We start from the raw sequence: 16,884 nt of genomic DNA on the forward strand, positions 1-16,884 counted from the left end.
GACGGGGGGACGGGGGGGGAGAAAGAAATCAATCTGGTTATGGGTTTTGTATCAACGGTCAACCCCTTAATATCCTAACGGTTTGTTGGTTAATGAGTGAGCAGAAGGCTTAAGGTCTGAGGGGGGAGTAGCTGGGGGAGATAGTTCGGGACGGGGGGCTGCGGGTTCAACGTAGATCATATCACCGGGTTGGGGAACGACAAGCCCTGTTGTCGGTTGATCCGCTTGGATGGCTATTTCATTTTTTAAGACTTCTTGAGCGGCTTGGAGTTGTTGTTCGGTGGCCCGCAATTGTTCTAATCTGGGATATTCTTGTGTCCAACTAGACTCTCCATAAACCGTTAAACCATAAACCGTTAACGTTGAGCCAATAATCAAGGATGTGACCACGGATGAGGCCCGTTGTAAGGCAATAATAGAGCTTAACCATAAGGGTTGTGGCTTTGGCTTGGGCAGCACTTTAACAACAGTTGGTGTGGGAAGGGGAGACAGAGGCTCAACCAAAGGGACAGAATTCATCAAGGGTGTTATAACCCGTTTTTTCCGAGCTTGATCAAAGGAAATAACTTTATTTTGAGTGGAAGGAAGATGAACGGAACGAGAAGGTCTGCGTTGAGGGGAAGAAGTTGATTTAAACGCTACAGCCATACAATTTACCTACCTTGACTTCAGCTTTCGGTGTGGGGCAATGGAAACAGGGATCAGGCTCGGTAGGAATAATGTCCAACAGAACCCTCTAACCTTTTATTTTTAAACTGACTTAGTAACTATCTAATCACGAAAAAACCCCAAAATATTGTTAAATTGCAGTTTCCCCTATTAATTGTTGATCAGTTTTATTTTTTTATGCTCCTGTTGCAGTTTAGTACATCCCATTACTGTCGGAAGGCTCGTTTAGCCTTGGGCTACAAAGGGATTTCTTATCAAGTGGAAAATCTCACCCCTGGCCTTCATACTCTCAAACTAAAACCTTTAACGGGACTGACAACGGTTCCCGTTTTATTGCCTCAATTAGAGGGTCAACCCCAGGCTATTGCAGATTCTACTCGAATTTTTAAGTATTTAGAACACCATTATCCTCAACCCCCTTTATTTCTCAGTGATCTTCAGCAACAGACCCAAGCCGCCCTATTAGAAGATTGGTTAGATGAAAGTATTGGAACCGCGACTCGATTTATTTATTATCAATTTCGTTCTGGGGAAGGGAAAGTGATTGATCCCTCCCTATCGAGTCAATTGGTCATTCAAGTTGTCCGTTGGCAATATCAGATTAATTCAGCTACCGTTGAACTGGCTAAAACCCGCTTACAAACAGCCTTTGAAGTCTTAGCCGTTTGGAAACATCAGCCTTATTTAGTCGGGGATCAAATCAGTATCGCTGATCTCTCGGCTGCGGCACTTCTGAGCCCCCTAGCCTTGATCCCAGAGTATCGAGAGGATTACCCTTGGCTATTTGAACGGATCAAGGAAATTCACAGTCTTTGCCAAGAACCTTTCCCCCCAGGACTTTAGTTTCTTCTGTAACCAGTATCCCACGTTTGACGTGATCAGCGTGGGATACTTCATCTCAACGATTGAGCCATTAAAACAACGGCAGAACGAGGACTAACGTGATAGTATTTTACCGAAATGGGAGGAGCCACGCTTAAACTACTAATATCGTTGGGAACGACTAAAGCGGTGTCAACGAGACGATGCCAACGTTCATTTTTAGACAGAGGAGGAATTTGAAATTTTAAGGGTTCCCAATAGGCATTTAACATAATATGTAGATATTCACCTTTTTCGGGATGATATAAACTACAAGCAATACTGCGAGAGTTTTCGTTTAAATCTGGTTTTCCCAGGCGAACTCCATGCCACATAATATAAGGCAAATCGCTCTCAATATCCACTTCTAAAACATCATCTAATTGAAAAAGATGGAGTTCTTTTTTAAAGCGAATTAAACTCTTTACAAACCGTAAAACATCAGGATGTTTGCCCACATCGCTCCAATCAAACCATCCTAATTCATTATCTTGACAGTAGGCGTTATTATTTCCGAATTGGGTGCGGCAAACTTCATCCCCCATTAATAACATCGGGGTTCCTTGAGACAGTAATAAGATCACCCAAAGGTTTTTAATTTGTTGTAGGCGTAACGCTTGAATATATAAGTCATCCGTTGGCCCTTCAATGCCACAATTCCAGCTAAAATTACAGTCGGAACCGTCTCTATTTTTTTCGCCATTAGCTTCATTATGTTTTTCATTATAACACACTAAATCATTTAAAGTAAAGCCATCATGACAGGTGACAAAATTAACGCTACAATGCACTTCTCGATCAGGATGGGGATAAATATCAGGACTCCCCATAATCCGATAGGCTAACTTTTCAACTTGTTCTTCATCTCCTTTAACAAAACGGCGAACATCATCTCTAAATTGTCCATTCCATTCTCCAAAGCGATCGCCTGCTAAAGACCCAACTTGATATAATCCTCCTGCATCCCAAGCTTCAACAATTAATTTAGCTCCGGCTAATACGGGGTCAGATTTAATAATCCATAAAATCGGAGCATCATCAATGGGATTTCCTTCTTTATCTCGTGATAAAATCGAAGCTAAATCAAAGCGAAATCCATCGACGTGCATTTCTGAAACCCAATATCGTAGGCTATCAATAATTAATTGTCCTGAAATTTCATGATTGGCTTTAATCGTATTACCACAGCCACTATAATTACTATAATAAGCCGGATTCTCTTTTTCTAAAATATAATACATACTGTTATCCAATCCTCGAAAGGATAACGTCGGCCCGTCTTCATTGCCTTCAGCCGTATGGTTATAAACCACATCTAAAATCACTTCAATTCCAGCTTTATGCAGTGCCTTCACCATATCTCGAAATTCATCTAAGGGGCCAAAGGCATCCCGACAAGAACTATATTGTCGATGGGGGGCAAAAAATGAAATGGTACTATATCCCCAATAATTATTACGAGGAGGAACGGCATCCTGTTCATCAAATTGATGAATGGGTAATAATTCAACGGCTGTAATTCCTAAATCTTTTAAATAAGGTATTTTTTCAATTAATCCAGCATAAGTTCCCCGTTTTTCAGGAGAAATTCCTGAATTAGGATTGCGGGTAAAACCACCGACATGAAGTTCATAAATAATCGTTTGGGAGTAAGGTAATTCTAAAGGTTTATCTCCTTCCCAATCATAGGTGCTATTATCAACTACAACACCCTTTAAAGCTTGGGCAAAATTATTCCCAGGAACCGAAGCAGCAACTCGACTATAATTTTCTGTATTAACAATGGCTTTTGCATAGGGATCTAACAACAGTTTATCGGGGTCAAATCGATATCCTAACTCCGGTTCAAATAAGCCATAAACTCGATAGCCATAAATTTGTCCAGGTTTAACCCCCGTAACAAAAATATGCCAATAATAAAAGGTTTTATTTCGTTTGGGATCAAAGGGAATAATATGAGTGGGTACAGCCGCGTCCGGGCTATCAAACAATAATAATTCTATAGCAAGACAATTTTTAGAAAAAACGCAAAAATTCACCCCCTTGGGATAAACGGTAGCCCCCAAGGGGAAACTTTGACCGGATAAGACATCAAAATTCATGCCTTTAACTCCTTGCTGGTTTTCTGTATTGTCAATGGCTAAGTTCAATTGTTGTACCCCATTTCTTGTAGAATAATTCTCTGTGGAACAGAAATTTTGCTTTCTAAGTTGTAACGTTAACTTAGATTACCGTTAATTGGGGTACATTGCTTAGACAACTGATCGCAAGTGCTGAAAACAGGATAAACTAGCAGAAAATCCCTGTTTATTGCAACAAAACTGCCTGATATAGCAGTCCCTAGAACTGTTAGAACATAAATTGATGATAAAACCTAAAGGATCAATGGTTTTTCCGGGTTCCCTATTCCTTGCTATAAGTTGAATGTCGCCGTCAGAAACTCCTTGCTTAAGTATTGCCATCGCCGGAATGAGTACCTCCGTTGCTAATCATTTTGCAACTTGGGTGGTACAATCTCCTGATTGGAATGGATATGTTCACCACGATAGTAGCTGGCCAGAGCCCCTTTCCCAAACCTGGCAAGCTTGGCTAGAACTATTCTCACCCCATAGTATTCCCAATCGTCTATGTTCTCCACCAACTAACAATTTAGCCTTAATTGCCACCTCTGATTCAGGGCGACAATTGAGTTATAGTACCCGTTTAATGCAACAATTGGGAATTAATCTCTGGCAATGGTTATTTCAGGGGTCAATTCAAGCCAGTTTACATCGAAGTCAAGGCATTGCGATCGGACAGGATCAACCGTTACGAATTCGTTTAGATTTAAGAGATGCTGATTTAATTCCCATTCCTTGGGAAACAATGCAACCCCAAGCTGGTCAACCTGCCATTTCCCTGAGTCAAAATCTGTGGTTTAGTCGCACCACCTTTGATGTTAACCCTCTGCCTCAACGGTTAGCAGCCCAAGGGTTGAATATTTTATTAATCTTAGGAGAAAATCAAATTGACAATAATGCTGTGGAACAGGCATCTTGCCTGTTAAAACTAAAACTAGAAGAAGAAGCGATCTCATTAAGCAAAGCCTTTGAACAGTGTAGTATTGATCCTCACGGAAATCAAATCGATCCCCATGTTTCCTGTGGCATCAAAACCTTAATTCAACCTACTGTTGAAGACTTAATTGCCGAGTTAGAAACCGATCGCTATAACGTTTTATTTTATGCCGGACATGGGGTTCCTGCCCCCGATGGCGGGTTATTATTTTTGCGTCCTGATACCACTGTTAATGGTACAGAACTCGCCCAGGTCTTAGTTCGATGTGGCATTGTTTTAGCGGTGTTTAATACCTGTTGGAGTGCTCAACCTGCGGTGGAAGCCGTATCAACTGCGTCTAATTCCCTATTTCAAGCGATTCCCAGTAGTAGTTTAGCAAAGGTTTTAATCCATCATGGAGTTCCGGCGGTGTTGGGAATGCGGGACTCCATTACTGACGCAGAGGCGTTAAGCTTTATTCAAGCCTTTGCCAGAGCGTTAGGAGAACGGCTTCCGGTAGATCAAGCGGTTGCGGTAGCGCGTCAGCAGTTGTTAGCTTTATATAAATTCAATCAACCCGCCTGGACGTTACCGATATTGTATATGCACCCGGAATTTGACGGGGTGTTAGTCCAGCCGTTAGAACAAATTAAGACAGAAATGCCAAATACGGCGGTAACGGGGTTTGGGGTTATTCCTAGAGCGTGGTTACGGTTAATGAGTTCGGTGGGAAATACCCCGGTACAAGCTTGGCCCGTTGATACGGGGTTAGTCCGGGTGGGACGTGGGGAAGGAAATGATGTGATTGTTTCTGAACAGTGGGTTTCTTCCAAACACGCTGAAATTTTTTGTCGTCATAGCTCGGATGGAAAAACACAACCGAATTATTTTTTAAGGGATTTTTCCCGTTATGGAACGTTAGTTTTTAATGCTCAACAATGGCAACGAATTCATCATCAAGAAATCCCATTAATATCAGGAATGCAGTTAAAATTTGGCAGTTCTCAAGGTCAAATGTTAGAGTTTATTATTGAAGCTCAATATCAGCAATAGAGAATTACGAATTATGAATTACGAATTACGAATTACGAATTAATTAGGGTTTAAGTTTTGTGTTGGTTTCAAGATCTAGTTTGAATAATGATTAACTATTATGAGCGATCCTAAACTTTTTCATCTGATCAACCGCCTAAGTTTTGGAATTACCCCTGGACAACTTCAACAGATACAACAGATGGGGATTGAAACTTATATTAAGACTCAACTTCAGCCCCAAACGATTTCCTATCCAGCCAATTTAAACGATAGATTGAACCCTTTAAATACATTAGTTTGGCAACCCGGTGAGGTGATTTTAGCAGAAAAACAAACCGTAGAACAAGCCCAAAAACTCGGTTTAGATAACAAATCGATGAACAAAATTAAGCAAAGTTTTAATCAAAAAATTATGCAGCAAGCGAAACGCGGACGTTTGTTAAGAGCCTTTGCAAGTCCGCGTCAATTGGAAGAAGTGATGGTTGAGTTTTGGTATAACCATTTTAATGTATTTGCAGCAAAAGATAACTTTACCCGACAGTTTTTTAGTTCTTATGAACAACACGCCATTCGACCCCATGCTTTAGGAAAATTTAGACAATTATTAGGGGCTACCGCTAAACATCCAGCGATGTTAGTTTATTTAGATAATTGGCGAAATACTGCACCCGGAAGTCCAGGTGCAAAAGGGCAATTTCAAGGCTTAAATGAAAATTATGCTCGTGAATTATTAGAGTTACATACGTTAGGAGTCAATGGAGGTTACACTCAAAACGATATTATTGCGTTAGCGAAGATTTTAACAGGCTGGGGACTCTTCCAACCCCTTGAAAAAACCTCAACCAAAGCCGGATTTTATTTTGAAGAATCTCGTCATGATTTTACTAATAAAGTGTTTTTAGGCTATTCGATTAAAGGAAGTGGTATTAATGAAGGAGAAGAAGCTCTCAATATTCTAGCACGACATCCTTCTACGGCTCAACATATTAGTTATAAATTAGCTCAAAATTTTGTCAGTGATAATCCCTCTGATTCTCTAGTTAAAAAACTATCCCAAACGTTTTTAGATAGTGATGGAAATATTGCAACTGTTCTCCAAACTTTATTTAAAAGTGACGAATTTTGGCAGCCTAATATTTATCAGACTAAATTTAAAACTCCTTATCGATATCTGGTTTCTATTATGCGAGTAGTTGGAACTGTCACCAATTTTGAACCCTTAGATGGTATCCTCAATCAATTAGGAATGCCTTTATATGGTTGTCCGTCTCCTGATGGCTATAAAAACATTCAATCTGCTTGGTTAAATCCTGATGCAATGGTGCGTCGGAGTAGTTTATCTGTTCCGTTATCCAGAGGATTATTAGACGATGGAAAACCCATTGATGCAGAATTTTTAGCTTCTACATTAGAGAATAATTTCTCACCTCAAACTCGTTCTGTTTTAGAAAAAACTGACCCGAATTTAAGAGGTGCATTAATTTTAGGAAGTCCTGAATTTATGATGTATTAACCCGTAGGGTGCGTAAGTGTTAACGCACGCACCCATTTTTCCTATAATTACGCACGCACCCATTTTTCCTATAATTAAAATTATCAAACCCAAAAAGGGGGTCATGATGATTCAAACCCTAGAACAAGTACGCTGGACAATTCACGATTTAGAAGGACTACCGGAAAATGACTGGATACGTTATGAAATTCTCGATGGAGAACTATGTATGACTCGCTCTCCCCATCGCCGCCATCAACAGACTTGTGGTAAAATTTTTAGTCAACTAGATATGTGGTCAGAGTCGAATAATTTAGGTGTAACAATTTTCGCTCCAGGTTTAATTTTTTCCGAATTTGATAGCGTTATTCCTGATGTCGTTTGGGTCACTCATGAACGACTTGAACAAATTGAAGATGAAGCCGGACATTTAACAGGTGCACCTGAATTAATTATTGAGGTTTTATCCCCCGGAAAACAAAATGAACGCCGAGATAAACAAGCTAAATTAAAACTTTATTCTATTACTGGAGTTCAAGAATATTGGATTGTTAATTATTTTACTAAACAAGTGGAAATTTATCGTCGAGAACAAGCACAATTAGTTCAAGTTGCAACTTTATTAGAAACAGACGAAATTACATCGCCGTTATTACCAGGATTTAGTGCTGTTGTTCGGTTATTTTTTCCTTAAATCTATAATTAAACGCATCAGAACGAACCGTTTTAAAGTCCGATATAGAATAACATTTTTCTAAAATATTTTTCAAGTTATCTAACTTTAAAATAGCCTCTCCTACCGATGCTGCTAATAACGGAGGGACTGCATTCCCAATTTGTCGCCATTGTTGAGATAATGTCCCATAAAAAATATAATTAGATGGGAAAGATTGAATCGCGGCTGCTTCTCTGGGAGTCAGATAACGATCTTCTGTGGGATGATAATAAGTGGTTTTATTCGTATTAATTGTACCCGAATGGGAGTAACGAGCTAAACGCTTTAATTTGGTTTCTCGAAATCGTTCTTCTCGAATATTTTTCCAATCTATATCATACCATAAAGAAGGAGGAAGATAGGCTAATTGATCTCGTTCATAACGAATTCCTTGACCTTCAGGGATATAATGAATTCTTTTTCGTTCTAATTCATTTTTAATTTCAGCCGTTTTCAAATCATGGTTAAAGGTTTGACCTTCAAACTCTAATAAAGTGTTAAAAGCCCATTCAACTGTATGAGGTAAAGGTAAAGAATCAGGATCTTTTTCAGAATCTTTAAATTTTTTTTCAGGATAAATGTTATTAACTCCAAAACGATTTCCTAATAAAATTGTTCGTCGTCTGGCTTGAGGAACACCATAATGATGAGCCGATAAAACCTTAACATCTACAGTATAACCCAATTGATTAAAACTGTTAATTATCAATGCTAATGTACTTTCATTCCGTTTTGATAATAAACCTGTAACATTTTCCAGAATAATAAAATTAGGTTTAAACGCTTTTACCATCCGCAAAAACTCAAAAAACAGAAAATTGCGGTGATCTTGTTTATCATTAGTCCCAATGGTTGAAAACCCCTGACAAGGTGGCCCCCCGCAAATTAAATCGATGGTTTGATTACCTATTTTTTCTTGAATTAATTCAACTGTAATTTCCCGCAAATCTCCTAAAATTGTTTGAGAAGTCCGATGATTAGCTTGAAAGGTTTTTAAGGAAGATTGATCAAAATCAATTCCTAATAAACAGTTCATTCCTACCATTTCTAACCCACAGGACATTCCCCCTGCGCCAGAAAATAAATCGATAAAATTCTTCATCCTTCTGCTGTTAATTTATACCGTAATCGGATTTATTATAATATCATACTGAAGCTAAAACAGGGAAGAAAATAATTAAAATTCTCTTCCCTGGTATTAGTAATTTTGGCTGAACGAGAACAGAAATACTGCTCATAGATGAAAGCTAAAAATCAAGTTTTAACACCCCTGCTCCTGATGGATTCACATCTCCTCTCATGCCATCATTAAAGGTGGTTGTTTGGCGTAAAAAAGGATCAGAATCAATCGGCTGTGATGGGTTTAAAGTAGGATTAACCGTTTGATTCAGATATTCTTGACTATATTCAAAAGGTTCATCCAATTCTGGCCCCCCTACAGGGAAAGTTAACCGAGAATTATTCCCTGCACTCATTTCAGGTGTTCCTAAATCATTGGCGAAACCTCTCGGAAGTTCAGCACTTTGTAGGGTAGGAATTGCAAATTCAGATCCGGTTAAATCTGCATTCAAAAGATTTGCACCGTCTAATTGAGCTTGAACTAAATTTGCATGGGTTAAATTAGCCCCACTAAGGTTAGCATCATTAAATTCAACTTGATTTAAAAATGCACCTTCTAAATTCGCTTCCTTAAGATTTGCACCTTTTAAGTCTGCACCTTCTAAATTCGCATTGGCTAAATTTGCACCTGCGAGATTAGCATCTCGTAAATCTACACCAATCAAATGAGCACCGTTTAAATTAGCTCCTCTCAAATCACACCCTTGACAAAACCGGGTTTCTAATAATTGTTTTAGATCCTGAGAGTTTTGTGAATAGGCTGGAGTCGTGACTCCAAAACCGAGTAGAAGCACTGTGGCTGCTCCAAATATTGCTGTGGATAGGATTTTCATACTTTTATCCTCCAATAGCTGCCACCCAAAACCTACACCTGATAGTTATCTGATTCCTATTATAAGCCGATTCAACGGCTGAATGCTTCACCCATTAGGAAGATTTAACAAAACTTACGATGTACCAAAAAAAAGAAGAGTACGTTAATTCCTAGTGACGCACTCTACTAATATCAACAATTTCACAATTTTAAAATTGATCATTTAGATGCTGAACAATTGATAACTGATAACTAGATTATCTGAGGGTAACGAATTCTTCGCCACTGGTGGGGTGAATTCCCATTGTGTTATCAAAGTCTTTTTTAGTGGCTCCCATACTAACAGCGATCGCAATTCCTTGAATTAATTCTGCTGCATCTTTTCCCACCATGTGAGCCCCTAAAACTCGATCCGTATTAATTTCAACCACTAATTTTATAAACACTTTTTCGTCTGATCCGGTGAAACTATGAAACATCGGACGAAACCGAGCGGTATAACATTTAATATTATCGCCAAATTTTATCCGGGCTTGGGTTTCTGTTAATCCAACCGTTGCTCCTTCAGGATTAGAAAATACAGCCGTTGCAATATTTTCATGGGTAATAAATCGAGGTTGATGACCGAATTCTGTATCTGCAAATGCTCGTCCTTCAGCGATCGCAACGGGGGTTAAATTCATCCGGTCAGTACAATCTCCCACTGCAAAAATATTAGGTTGATTTGTCCGACTATCAAGACTGACTTGAATGGCTCCTTTCCCATTCACTTCAACTTCAGCATTTTCTAACATTAATCCCGCTAAATTCGGTTTACGACCTGTCGCACAAAGCAGCGCATCAACCGTTAAAGGTTCTGTGTCATCCTCGTTAAAAAACAACTGTAATCCGGCTTCGGTTTTTTCAATTTTTTCAATTATTGTGTGAGTCAAAAATTGAATACCATGATTAGCCATTCCCGCTTGAATATTGCTGCGAATATCTTCATCAAAGCCATGTAAAATTAAATCTCGGCGAATAATTTGGGTAACTTCACTGCCTAATCCTTTAAGAATATTAGCAAATTCAACCCCAATATAACCCCCTCCCCAAACTGCAAACCGTTTCGGTTGTTCAGCAAGTAAAAACATTTCACGGGAGGTAATACTATGTTCAATTCCGGGAATATTGGGTTTAACGGCTTCTCCACCCACCGCAATTAAAATTTTATCGGCTGTGATGGTTTTCTCGCCCACTTCTAGGGTATGAGCATCAATAAATTTAGCATAGCCAGAAATTAATTCAACTCCAGCTTTTTCCAAAAAACTAATATGCAGTTGACTTAAGCGTCTAACTTCTGTATCAACGGCTGTAATTAATTTATTCCAATTAAATTTAGGGCGAGGAGACCTCGCCCCTACCGCCCATCCATAACCTTGAGCATATTGGTACATATCGGAAAATTGAGACGCATAAACCATCAATTTTTTAGGTACACAACCGCGAATTACACAAGTCCCACCGACTAAATCATGTTCTGCGATCGCAACTTTTGCCCCATAGGATGCCGCCCGTTTTGAAGAAGCTAATCCACCCGAACCTGCACCAATCACAAACAAATCATAATCATAACTCATAATTCAATAGCCTCTTTATGACAAGTTCAACGTTAATCCATCGAATTAATTTTAAACTCTATTTTAATCTTCTGTTGGAACTTCTTTGATAGTTGGGAATTCTATACATATTAATTCTCTATCGAGTAATATCATGGTAATTTCCCAACCCCTAACCCCATCTGATCTGTTATCGGGATTATTTTTATTAACGGAAAATGCCGATACCGTTGAAATTGCACCGGGGGTCTTAGGGGTTAATCCTGTCGCTATCTCCAAATATCCTAACGGGTTAGCCGCTTTAGGTGGAAATGATTCTGTTCGAGGGTCTATAGACTCAGAACAAATGGCTGGAAATCAAGGTCAAGATACCCTCGATGGCCAAGGGGGAAATGATACCCTGCGGGGAGGTCAAGAGTTGGATATCCTGTATGGCGGTGCGGGTAATGACGTACTTAACGGTAATTTAGGGGATGATTATCTCTATGGAAATGAAGGGAATGATTTCCTGCGAGGGGGTCAAGGAGACGATGCGTTAGTCGGAGAAGCCGGAAATGATACCCTCATCGGTGATTTGGGGGTTGACCGTCTCTGGGGAGGTGAAGGTGCAGATGTGTTTGTTTTGCGTACCAATACCGCGACCCCGCCACCGTTAGACTGTGGTTGTGGTGGACTGGACAATCTGGACACGATTACGTCTGACTTTATTCTCGATTACAATGCAGCCCAAGGCGATGTCATTGGGTTAACGGGGGGGTTAACGGTTAATGATATTGTCTTAACCCAACAAACTCTAACCTATGGGGATTTGCGAGATTATCAAAGTAGTGGCCCCTTCCCGCCAGACCAGATCAGAACCCTAGATTTTCAAATTGAAACAGCATCCGTAACGGTGATTACAATAGCCAATACGGGAAATATTTTAGGGTTAGTTAAAGGGGTTGCACCTACACAACTTCAGTTTGTCTCCGTTGAGAATAATATTCTCGGACAAGGATAAATAACGATTTCAAATTCTGGTTTCCACTAATTCCAGCAAAAACTTCTAAAATTGAAAGCGATTGTTCAATCCACCTCTAAAATTATTCATCTCAATGTTGAGTTCTTTTTATTTACGTTGTTTCCAGCCTCTGACGGTGTTAGTAATCGGTGCTGTTTTTTTCATTCCTGCTCATCCAGCGTTATCGTTAACGAATGAGGAAGCACAAGCCTTTAGTAGCGAATACATGAAAGGCTGTTTGCAAGGAATTAATCAATCGGGTCTTGATCCGACAAAAGGTGAACAGTATTGTCGTTGTACACTGACAAATTTGCTCAAACTTCCCGATGAAAAATTGAAGTCTTTAGCAGTTTTGACAGAACAAGAGATTATGCAAGATTCAGCGATTCAGGGTGCTATTACAAGTTGTCTGGCTAACTATACCCAACCCAATCAATAGTTTATTGAACTTGAACAGGGAACAGCAAACTCATTTCCTATTCCCTGTTCGTAATTCGTAATTCGTAATTCGTAATTCCCTGTTCCCTTAACTTAAAGAATTTGAGACAGAAATTTTTGAGTCCGTTCTTCTTTAGGATTATTAAAAAATTCTTCTGGGGTTCCTTCTTCTACTAATATTCCATCGGCCATTAATACAATTCGATCCGCTACTTCTCTTGCAAATCCGACTTCATGGGTGACACAAACCATCGTCATCCCGGAGTCAGCTAAGGTTCGCATCACGTCTAAAACTTCTCGTACCATTTCCGGGTCTAAAGCAGAAGTCGGTTCATCAAATAACATAATTTTAGGCTGCATTGCTAATGCTCTAGCGATCGCAACTCGTTGTTGTTGACCCCCAGATAATTGACCGGGATATTTTTTCGCTTGTTCTAAAATTCCCACCCGTTCTAATAATTGTAATGCCACTGCTTCCGCTTTGGCTTGGGGCCAACGTCGCACCCAGATTGGAGCTAAAGTCACATTTTGTAAAATACTTAAATGGGGAAATAAATTAAACTGTTGAAATACCATTCCCACTTCTTTCCGAATTTCTTCAATATTTTTCAAATCATGGGATAAGTTAATTCCATCAATAATAATACTCCCCTGTTGAAATTCTTCTAACGCATTAAAAGTGCGAATAAAAGTCGATTTTCCTGAACCCGATGGCCCCATAATTACAACAACTTCTCCCCGTCTAACAGAAAGGCTAACCCCCCTGAGAACATGAAAATTATTGCTATACCACTTATGCACATCGGTTGCCAGAATGGCATAATCTTCTGTTGCAGCTTGAACTGAGTCGGTAGTGGGTTGTATTTGTGTCATGGCTTTAAATGGGGGGGTTAATGGTCAAGCAGTTAAGTTTGTCCTCTATTGTACGGTGTTTGTTCCTTTGGGGTTGTTAATTTTGAACCTTGAGGAAAGATTCACTGGATCAAATTTCAATTTTACTTTGGACAAATAGGAGTAACGATTATACTGTTACTGTGTGGGGGTGATAAAAGTACCCAAAAACAGGATATTGATCAAGCTCAAAAATACTGGAAAGATTACAGGACATCAGAAAATGCTTAATAGTTTACCATACCAACCCTTTCTGATCTCACGACTTCAAGACCTAACCTATGCAGCAGGTTACATCGAAACTTGTTTACTAGAAACTTCTCCAGAACCGGAATTATTAAAACTGGTTTTAACTGATGTTTCTGAAGCATTAGCACCGCAAACTATGACCCCAGAAGAAGCTAAACAACATTTAGCACAGTTGGACGAAGTATTATCAAAAACAGGACAGGACGCAATTTATAGTTTAGGGTTTTGGCTAAAATCTTTAGGATTAAAATTATCTGTCAATGTATACCAACTAAACCCTAGTAAATCGGACTCAGAAACTCCCGTTTTACAAGAATTATTATCTAACCCAAAAAAAGAAGGATAAAATACCAAATATGGTTGAATTACCTACGCTATCATTTAGTCCACGCAGGCGGACTTTGTTTTTGTAGCAGCGAATTTTATACACCCAAACAAAAACAGTCTATTTATGTTCCGTATTCAACTGTTTTTCTAATTTTTGACTCGCAACAGACATCGCATAACAAAATATCCAGTAAAGAATTCCAATAAACAGGTAAACTTCTAAATAACGTCCGAGAAACTTGGGATTTGCTAAAATAGATCGACTCATTCCCAATAATTCGACTAATCCTACAATTGAAAGTAAGGTTGTATCTTGGAATAAACTAATAAACTGTCCCACAATTGAAGGAATAGAGACTTTTAAAGCTTGGGGTAAGATAATTAAACTAACGACTAAAGGTGTATTTAATCCTAATGCTTTTGCTGCTTCTGTTTGACCTCTGGGAATGGCTTGTAACCCGCCTCTGATGTTTTCAGCTAAATAAGCTGAACTAAACATGGTTAATCCAATAATAGCGCGTAAAATCCGGTCGGGTCGTGTTCCTTCGGGGAGGAATAACGGAAGTAACACTTGTCCCATAAATAGAATTGTAATTAAGGGTAATCCCCGAATAATTTCAATATAAATAGTTGATAAAATACGAATAATCGGTAAACCACTTTGTCGTCCTAATGCTAATAATATCCCAATGGGAAAAGACAATAAAATACTAACAATTGACATCAATAACGTTAACATCAGTCCTCCCCAAAGGTTGGTTTGGACAACTTTTAATCCGAGTCCACCTCCAATAAACCAAATACAAACTATTAATAATAAAAACCAGGAAAAAGGCAACCACTTTCCCAACTTTGGCTGAGTATTTCCTATGGTTTTACCGCCCCAAGCTCCTGCTAGTAATAATAATAGCATTCCTATCAGCAGGAAACGGAAAATAATGGGAACTGGAGTAATAACTGCCAGAATTCCAACAAATCCCAAAGTAACTAAGGTATTTTTACTAAATAAAAGTCTTGAATTTCGGGCTAAAAATCCCCAGGTAATACCCGAAAGAATAGAAATTATCCCTAACATTATCCATAAACGCCAATATTGATCACTGGGAAATCTTCCCACAAAAAACAACGGTAAATTAGCAGGAATGACACTCCATTTAGCCAGGGTAAATGCCCACGAAATAAACCGTGTTAACATGAAGAATAATAAGGTGCTAATCCCCAAGGTAATCAGGGTATTATACCAAGTATTAAATAGATTTTTTTGTAACCATTCCTTTGCGCTTAATACGACGATCTGAGGCGGTTGCTGAGATGATGTTGATGGTACAGAAGTCATGGTGAAGAATAAATGTTTAGGGTTGACAGTTGAAACCTTAATTTATCTTTCTCGTAATTGAACACTGCGGTTTAATTGATTCATTCCTAAAGAAATAAATAGATTAATGGTGAGATAGGTTGCCATAATAATTAACATGACTTCAATCGCCCTTCCGGTTTGATTAAAGGTAGTATTGGCAACATTATAGACATCCGCATAAGCAACGGCGACCGCTAAACTAGAGTTTTTTGCTAAGTTTAAATACTGACTATTTAACGGTGGAATAATCACCCGTAACGCTTGAGGAAATACGACTAACTGCATAACTAAACCTGATTTTAACCCTAAAGATCGGGCGGCTTCCCATTGACCTTTAGGAACAGATTGAATTCCCGCCCGCACAATTTCAGCAATATAAGCGGCTGTATACACGACCAAACTTACTAGAAGTGTTGTAAATTCAATGGTGAGTCTTAATCCTCCTTCAATCGTATTGGTGGTAGGATTAAACATTGGACGTTGCCAATTTAATCCTACGGTTAATGTTAATAAGGCAATGATTCCAATGATTCCTAAAGTAATCAATTGAGGTTGTCCAGATTCTCCTCTTTCTACCATCACTTTGGTTCGTCTTTTCGATACAATAAAGGCAGCGATCGCACAAATCACTAAAATCCCTAACCCAATTATCCCTTGAATTCCTGACGGCCAAGGTAGAAAAATTCCTTGTTTAGACAAATAAATTGAATTGAAAATGTTTAAACTTTCTTTAATTAGTGGAAATTGGACAAAAATTCCATACCAAAATACTAACTGTAATAAAAGGGGAGTATTGCGGACAATTTCAACATAAATTAATGATAACTGACGCAATAGCCAATTATCAGAAAAACGGGCAACACCAACGGCAATTCCCAATAATGTTGTGAGGATAATTCCAAAAAACATCACCCGCAAAGAATTCAATAATCCCGCAAATAAAACTCTGCTATAGGGATCAGTGGGAGTATAGGGAATTAAACTATCGAGAATATTAAATCCCGCCGATGTCTTTAAAAAATCAAAGCCAAAATTGTTTCCTGTTTGTCTAAGATTTCGAGTTAGATTTCCCCCTAAAAGAGCGAATACACTAACTACAATCACAATCACTAAAATTTGTAAGGCAATGCGCCAAAATCGGTCATCTCGCCAAAGGGGGATTTTTTGATCTCCGTTGGTTGTCATATCAGTTATCAGTTATCAGTTATCAGTTATCAGTAGAGACGTGCCATGGCGCGTCTGTACCAGTTATCAGTTATCAGTTATCAGTAAACTATTCCCTGTTC

At 38.9% G+C, this 16,884-nt stretch carries 15 protein-coding genes and 1 pseudogene; 8 read left to right on the top strand and 8 right to left on the bottom strand.

The genetic code is table 11. The annotated features are described in order from the left end of the window. Positions 1–66: 66 nt before the first annotated feature. Positions 67–648 carry a hypothetical protein gene (locus tag H6G57_RS06840; protein ID WP_190517110.1) on the bottom strand — a complete coding sequence of 194 codons (582 nt, stop codon included), beginning with the start codon at positions 646–648 and terminating at the stop codon, positions 67–69. A gap of 198 nt (positions 649–846) precedes the next feature. Here H6G57_RS06840 and H6G57_RS06845 point away from each other — a divergent pair, with 198 nt between their 5' ends. Next, a complete protein-coding gene (locus H6G57_RS06845; protein ID WP_190517112.1) occupies positions 847–1,512 on the top strand; it encodes a glutathione S-transferase family protein in 666 nt (221 codons plus the stop codon). A 50-nt stretch (positions 1,513–1,562) separates the two neighbouring features. On the opposite strand, the gene glgX is transcribed toward H6G57_RS06845, so the two are convergent. After that, positions 1,563–3,632, bottom strand: coding sequence for a glycogen debranching protein GlgX (glgX, locus tag H6G57_RS06850; RefSeq protein ID WP_190517306.1), 2,070 nt, complete (start codon positions 3,630–3,632; stop codon positions 1,563–1,565). Positions 3,633–3,954: 322 nt separating this feature from the next. On the opposite strand from glgX, the gene H6G57_RS06855 reads away from it, so the two are divergent. The 3 genes from H6G57_RS06855 (at position 3,955) to H6G57_RS06865 (ending at position 7,787) form a co-directional block, all read left to right on the top strand. After that, on the top strand, positions 3,955–5,619 hold the full coding sequence (locus H6G57_RS06855) for a CHAT domain-containing protein (protein ID WP_190517113.1): 1,665 nt from the start codon (positions 3,955–3,957) through the stop codon (positions 5,617–5,619). 100 nt (positions 5,620–5,719) lie between these two features. Then, a complete protein-coding gene (locus tag H6G57_RS06860) occupies positions 5,720–7,114 on the top strand; it encodes a DUF1800 domain-containing protein (protein ID WP_190517115.1) in 1,395 nt (464 codons plus the stop codon). Positions 7,115–7,220: 106 nt separating this feature from the next. Next, a complete protein-coding gene (locus tag H6G57_RS06865) occupies positions 7,221–7,787 on the top strand; it encodes a Uma2 family endonuclease (protein WP_190517308.1) in 567 nt (188 codons plus the stop codon). On the opposite strand, the gene H6G57_RS06870 is transcribed toward H6G57_RS06865, so the two are convergent. The 3 genes from H6G57_RS06870 to gor all read right to left on the bottom strand — a co-directional run bounded on the left by H6G57_RS06870 (position 7,756) and on the right by gor (position 11,357). Further along, positions 7,756–8,910, bottom strand: a complete 1,155-nt coding sequence (locus H6G57_RS06870; protein ID WP_190517116.1) for a DNA cytosine methyltransferase — start codon at positions 8,908–8,910, stop codon at positions 7,756–7,758. The two genes, H6G57_RS06865 and H6G57_RS06870, sit on opposite strands and share 32 nt — an antisense overlap. Positions 8,911–9,055: 145 nt before the next feature. After that, complete coding sequence (locus H6G57_RS06875; RefSeq protein WP_190517118.1) at positions 9,056–9,760, bottom strand: pentapeptide repeat-containing protein; 705 nt, start codon at positions 9,758–9,760, stop codon at positions 9,056–9,058. A gap of 238 nt (positions 9,761–9,998) precedes the next feature. Then, positions 9,999–11,357, bottom strand: coding sequence for a glutathione-disulfide reductase (gene gor, locus H6G57_RS06880; protein WP_190517119.1), 1,359 nt, complete (start codon positions 11,355–11,357; stop codon positions 9,999–10,001). A gap of 133 nt (positions 11,358–11,490) precedes the next feature. On the opposite strand from gor, the gene H6G57_RS06885 reads away from it, so the two are divergent. Both H6G57_RS06885 and H6G57_RS06890 read left to right on the top strand, forming a co-directional pair. Continuing rightward, the gene (locus tag H6G57_RS06885) at positions 11,491–12,336 is read left to right on the top strand and encodes a calcium-binding protein (RefSeq protein WP_190517121.1); all 846 of its coding nucleotides are present in this window, start codon (positions 11,491–11,493) and stop codon (positions 12,334–12,336) included. 94 nt (positions 12,337–12,430) lie between these two features. Further along, positions 12,431–12,775, top strand: a complete 345-nt coding sequence (locus tag H6G57_RS06890; RefSeq protein WP_190517123.1) for a hypothetical protein — start codon at positions 12,431–12,433, stop codon at positions 12,773–12,775. 92 nt (positions 12,776–12,867) lie between these two features. On the opposite strand, the gene H6G57_RS06895 is transcribed toward H6G57_RS06890, so the two are convergent. Further along, positions 12,868–13,647, bottom strand: coding sequence for an amino acid ABC transporter ATP-binding protein (locus tag H6G57_RS06895; protein WP_228041817.1), 780 nt, complete (start codon positions 13,645–13,647; stop codon positions 12,868–12,870). A 114-nt stretch (positions 13,648–13,761) separates the two neighbouring features. Between H6G57_RS06895 and H6G57_RS28880 the strand changes: the two are divergent. Further along, positions 13,762–13,896, top strand: a pseudogene (locus tag H6G57_RS28880) (type II toxin-antitoxin system RelE/ParE family toxin); the annotation flags it as partial. Further along, entirely contained in the window at positions 13,889–14,260 is a 372-nt protein-coding gene (locus tag H6G57_RS06900) for a transcriptional regulator (RefSeq protein ID WP_190517124.1), read from the top strand. The pseudogene H6G57_RS28880 and the gene H6G57_RS06900, both read left to right, overlap by 8 nt. 99 nt (positions 14,261–14,359) lie before the next feature. Here H6G57_RS06900 and H6G57_RS06905 read toward each other — a convergent pair whose 3' ends face one another. Continuing rightward, entirely contained in the window at positions 14,360–15,577 is a 1,218-nt protein-coding gene (locus H6G57_RS06905; RefSeq protein ID WP_190517126.1) for an amino acid ABC transporter permease, read from the bottom strand. Between the two features lie 42 nt (positions 15,578–15,619). Continuing rightward, on the bottom strand, positions 15,620–16,783 hold the full coding sequence (locus H6G57_RS06910; protein WP_190517127.1) for an amino acid ABC transporter permease: 1,164 nt from the start codon (positions 16,781–16,783) through the stop codon (positions 15,620–15,622). Between the last annotated feature and the right edge of the window lie 101 nt (positions 16,784–16,884).

It is taken from the genome of Planktothrix sp. FACHB-1365, from assembly GCF_014697575.1.
Lineage (GTDB): Bacteria > Cyanobacteriota > Cyanobacteriia > Cyanobacteriales > Microcoleaceae > Planktothrix.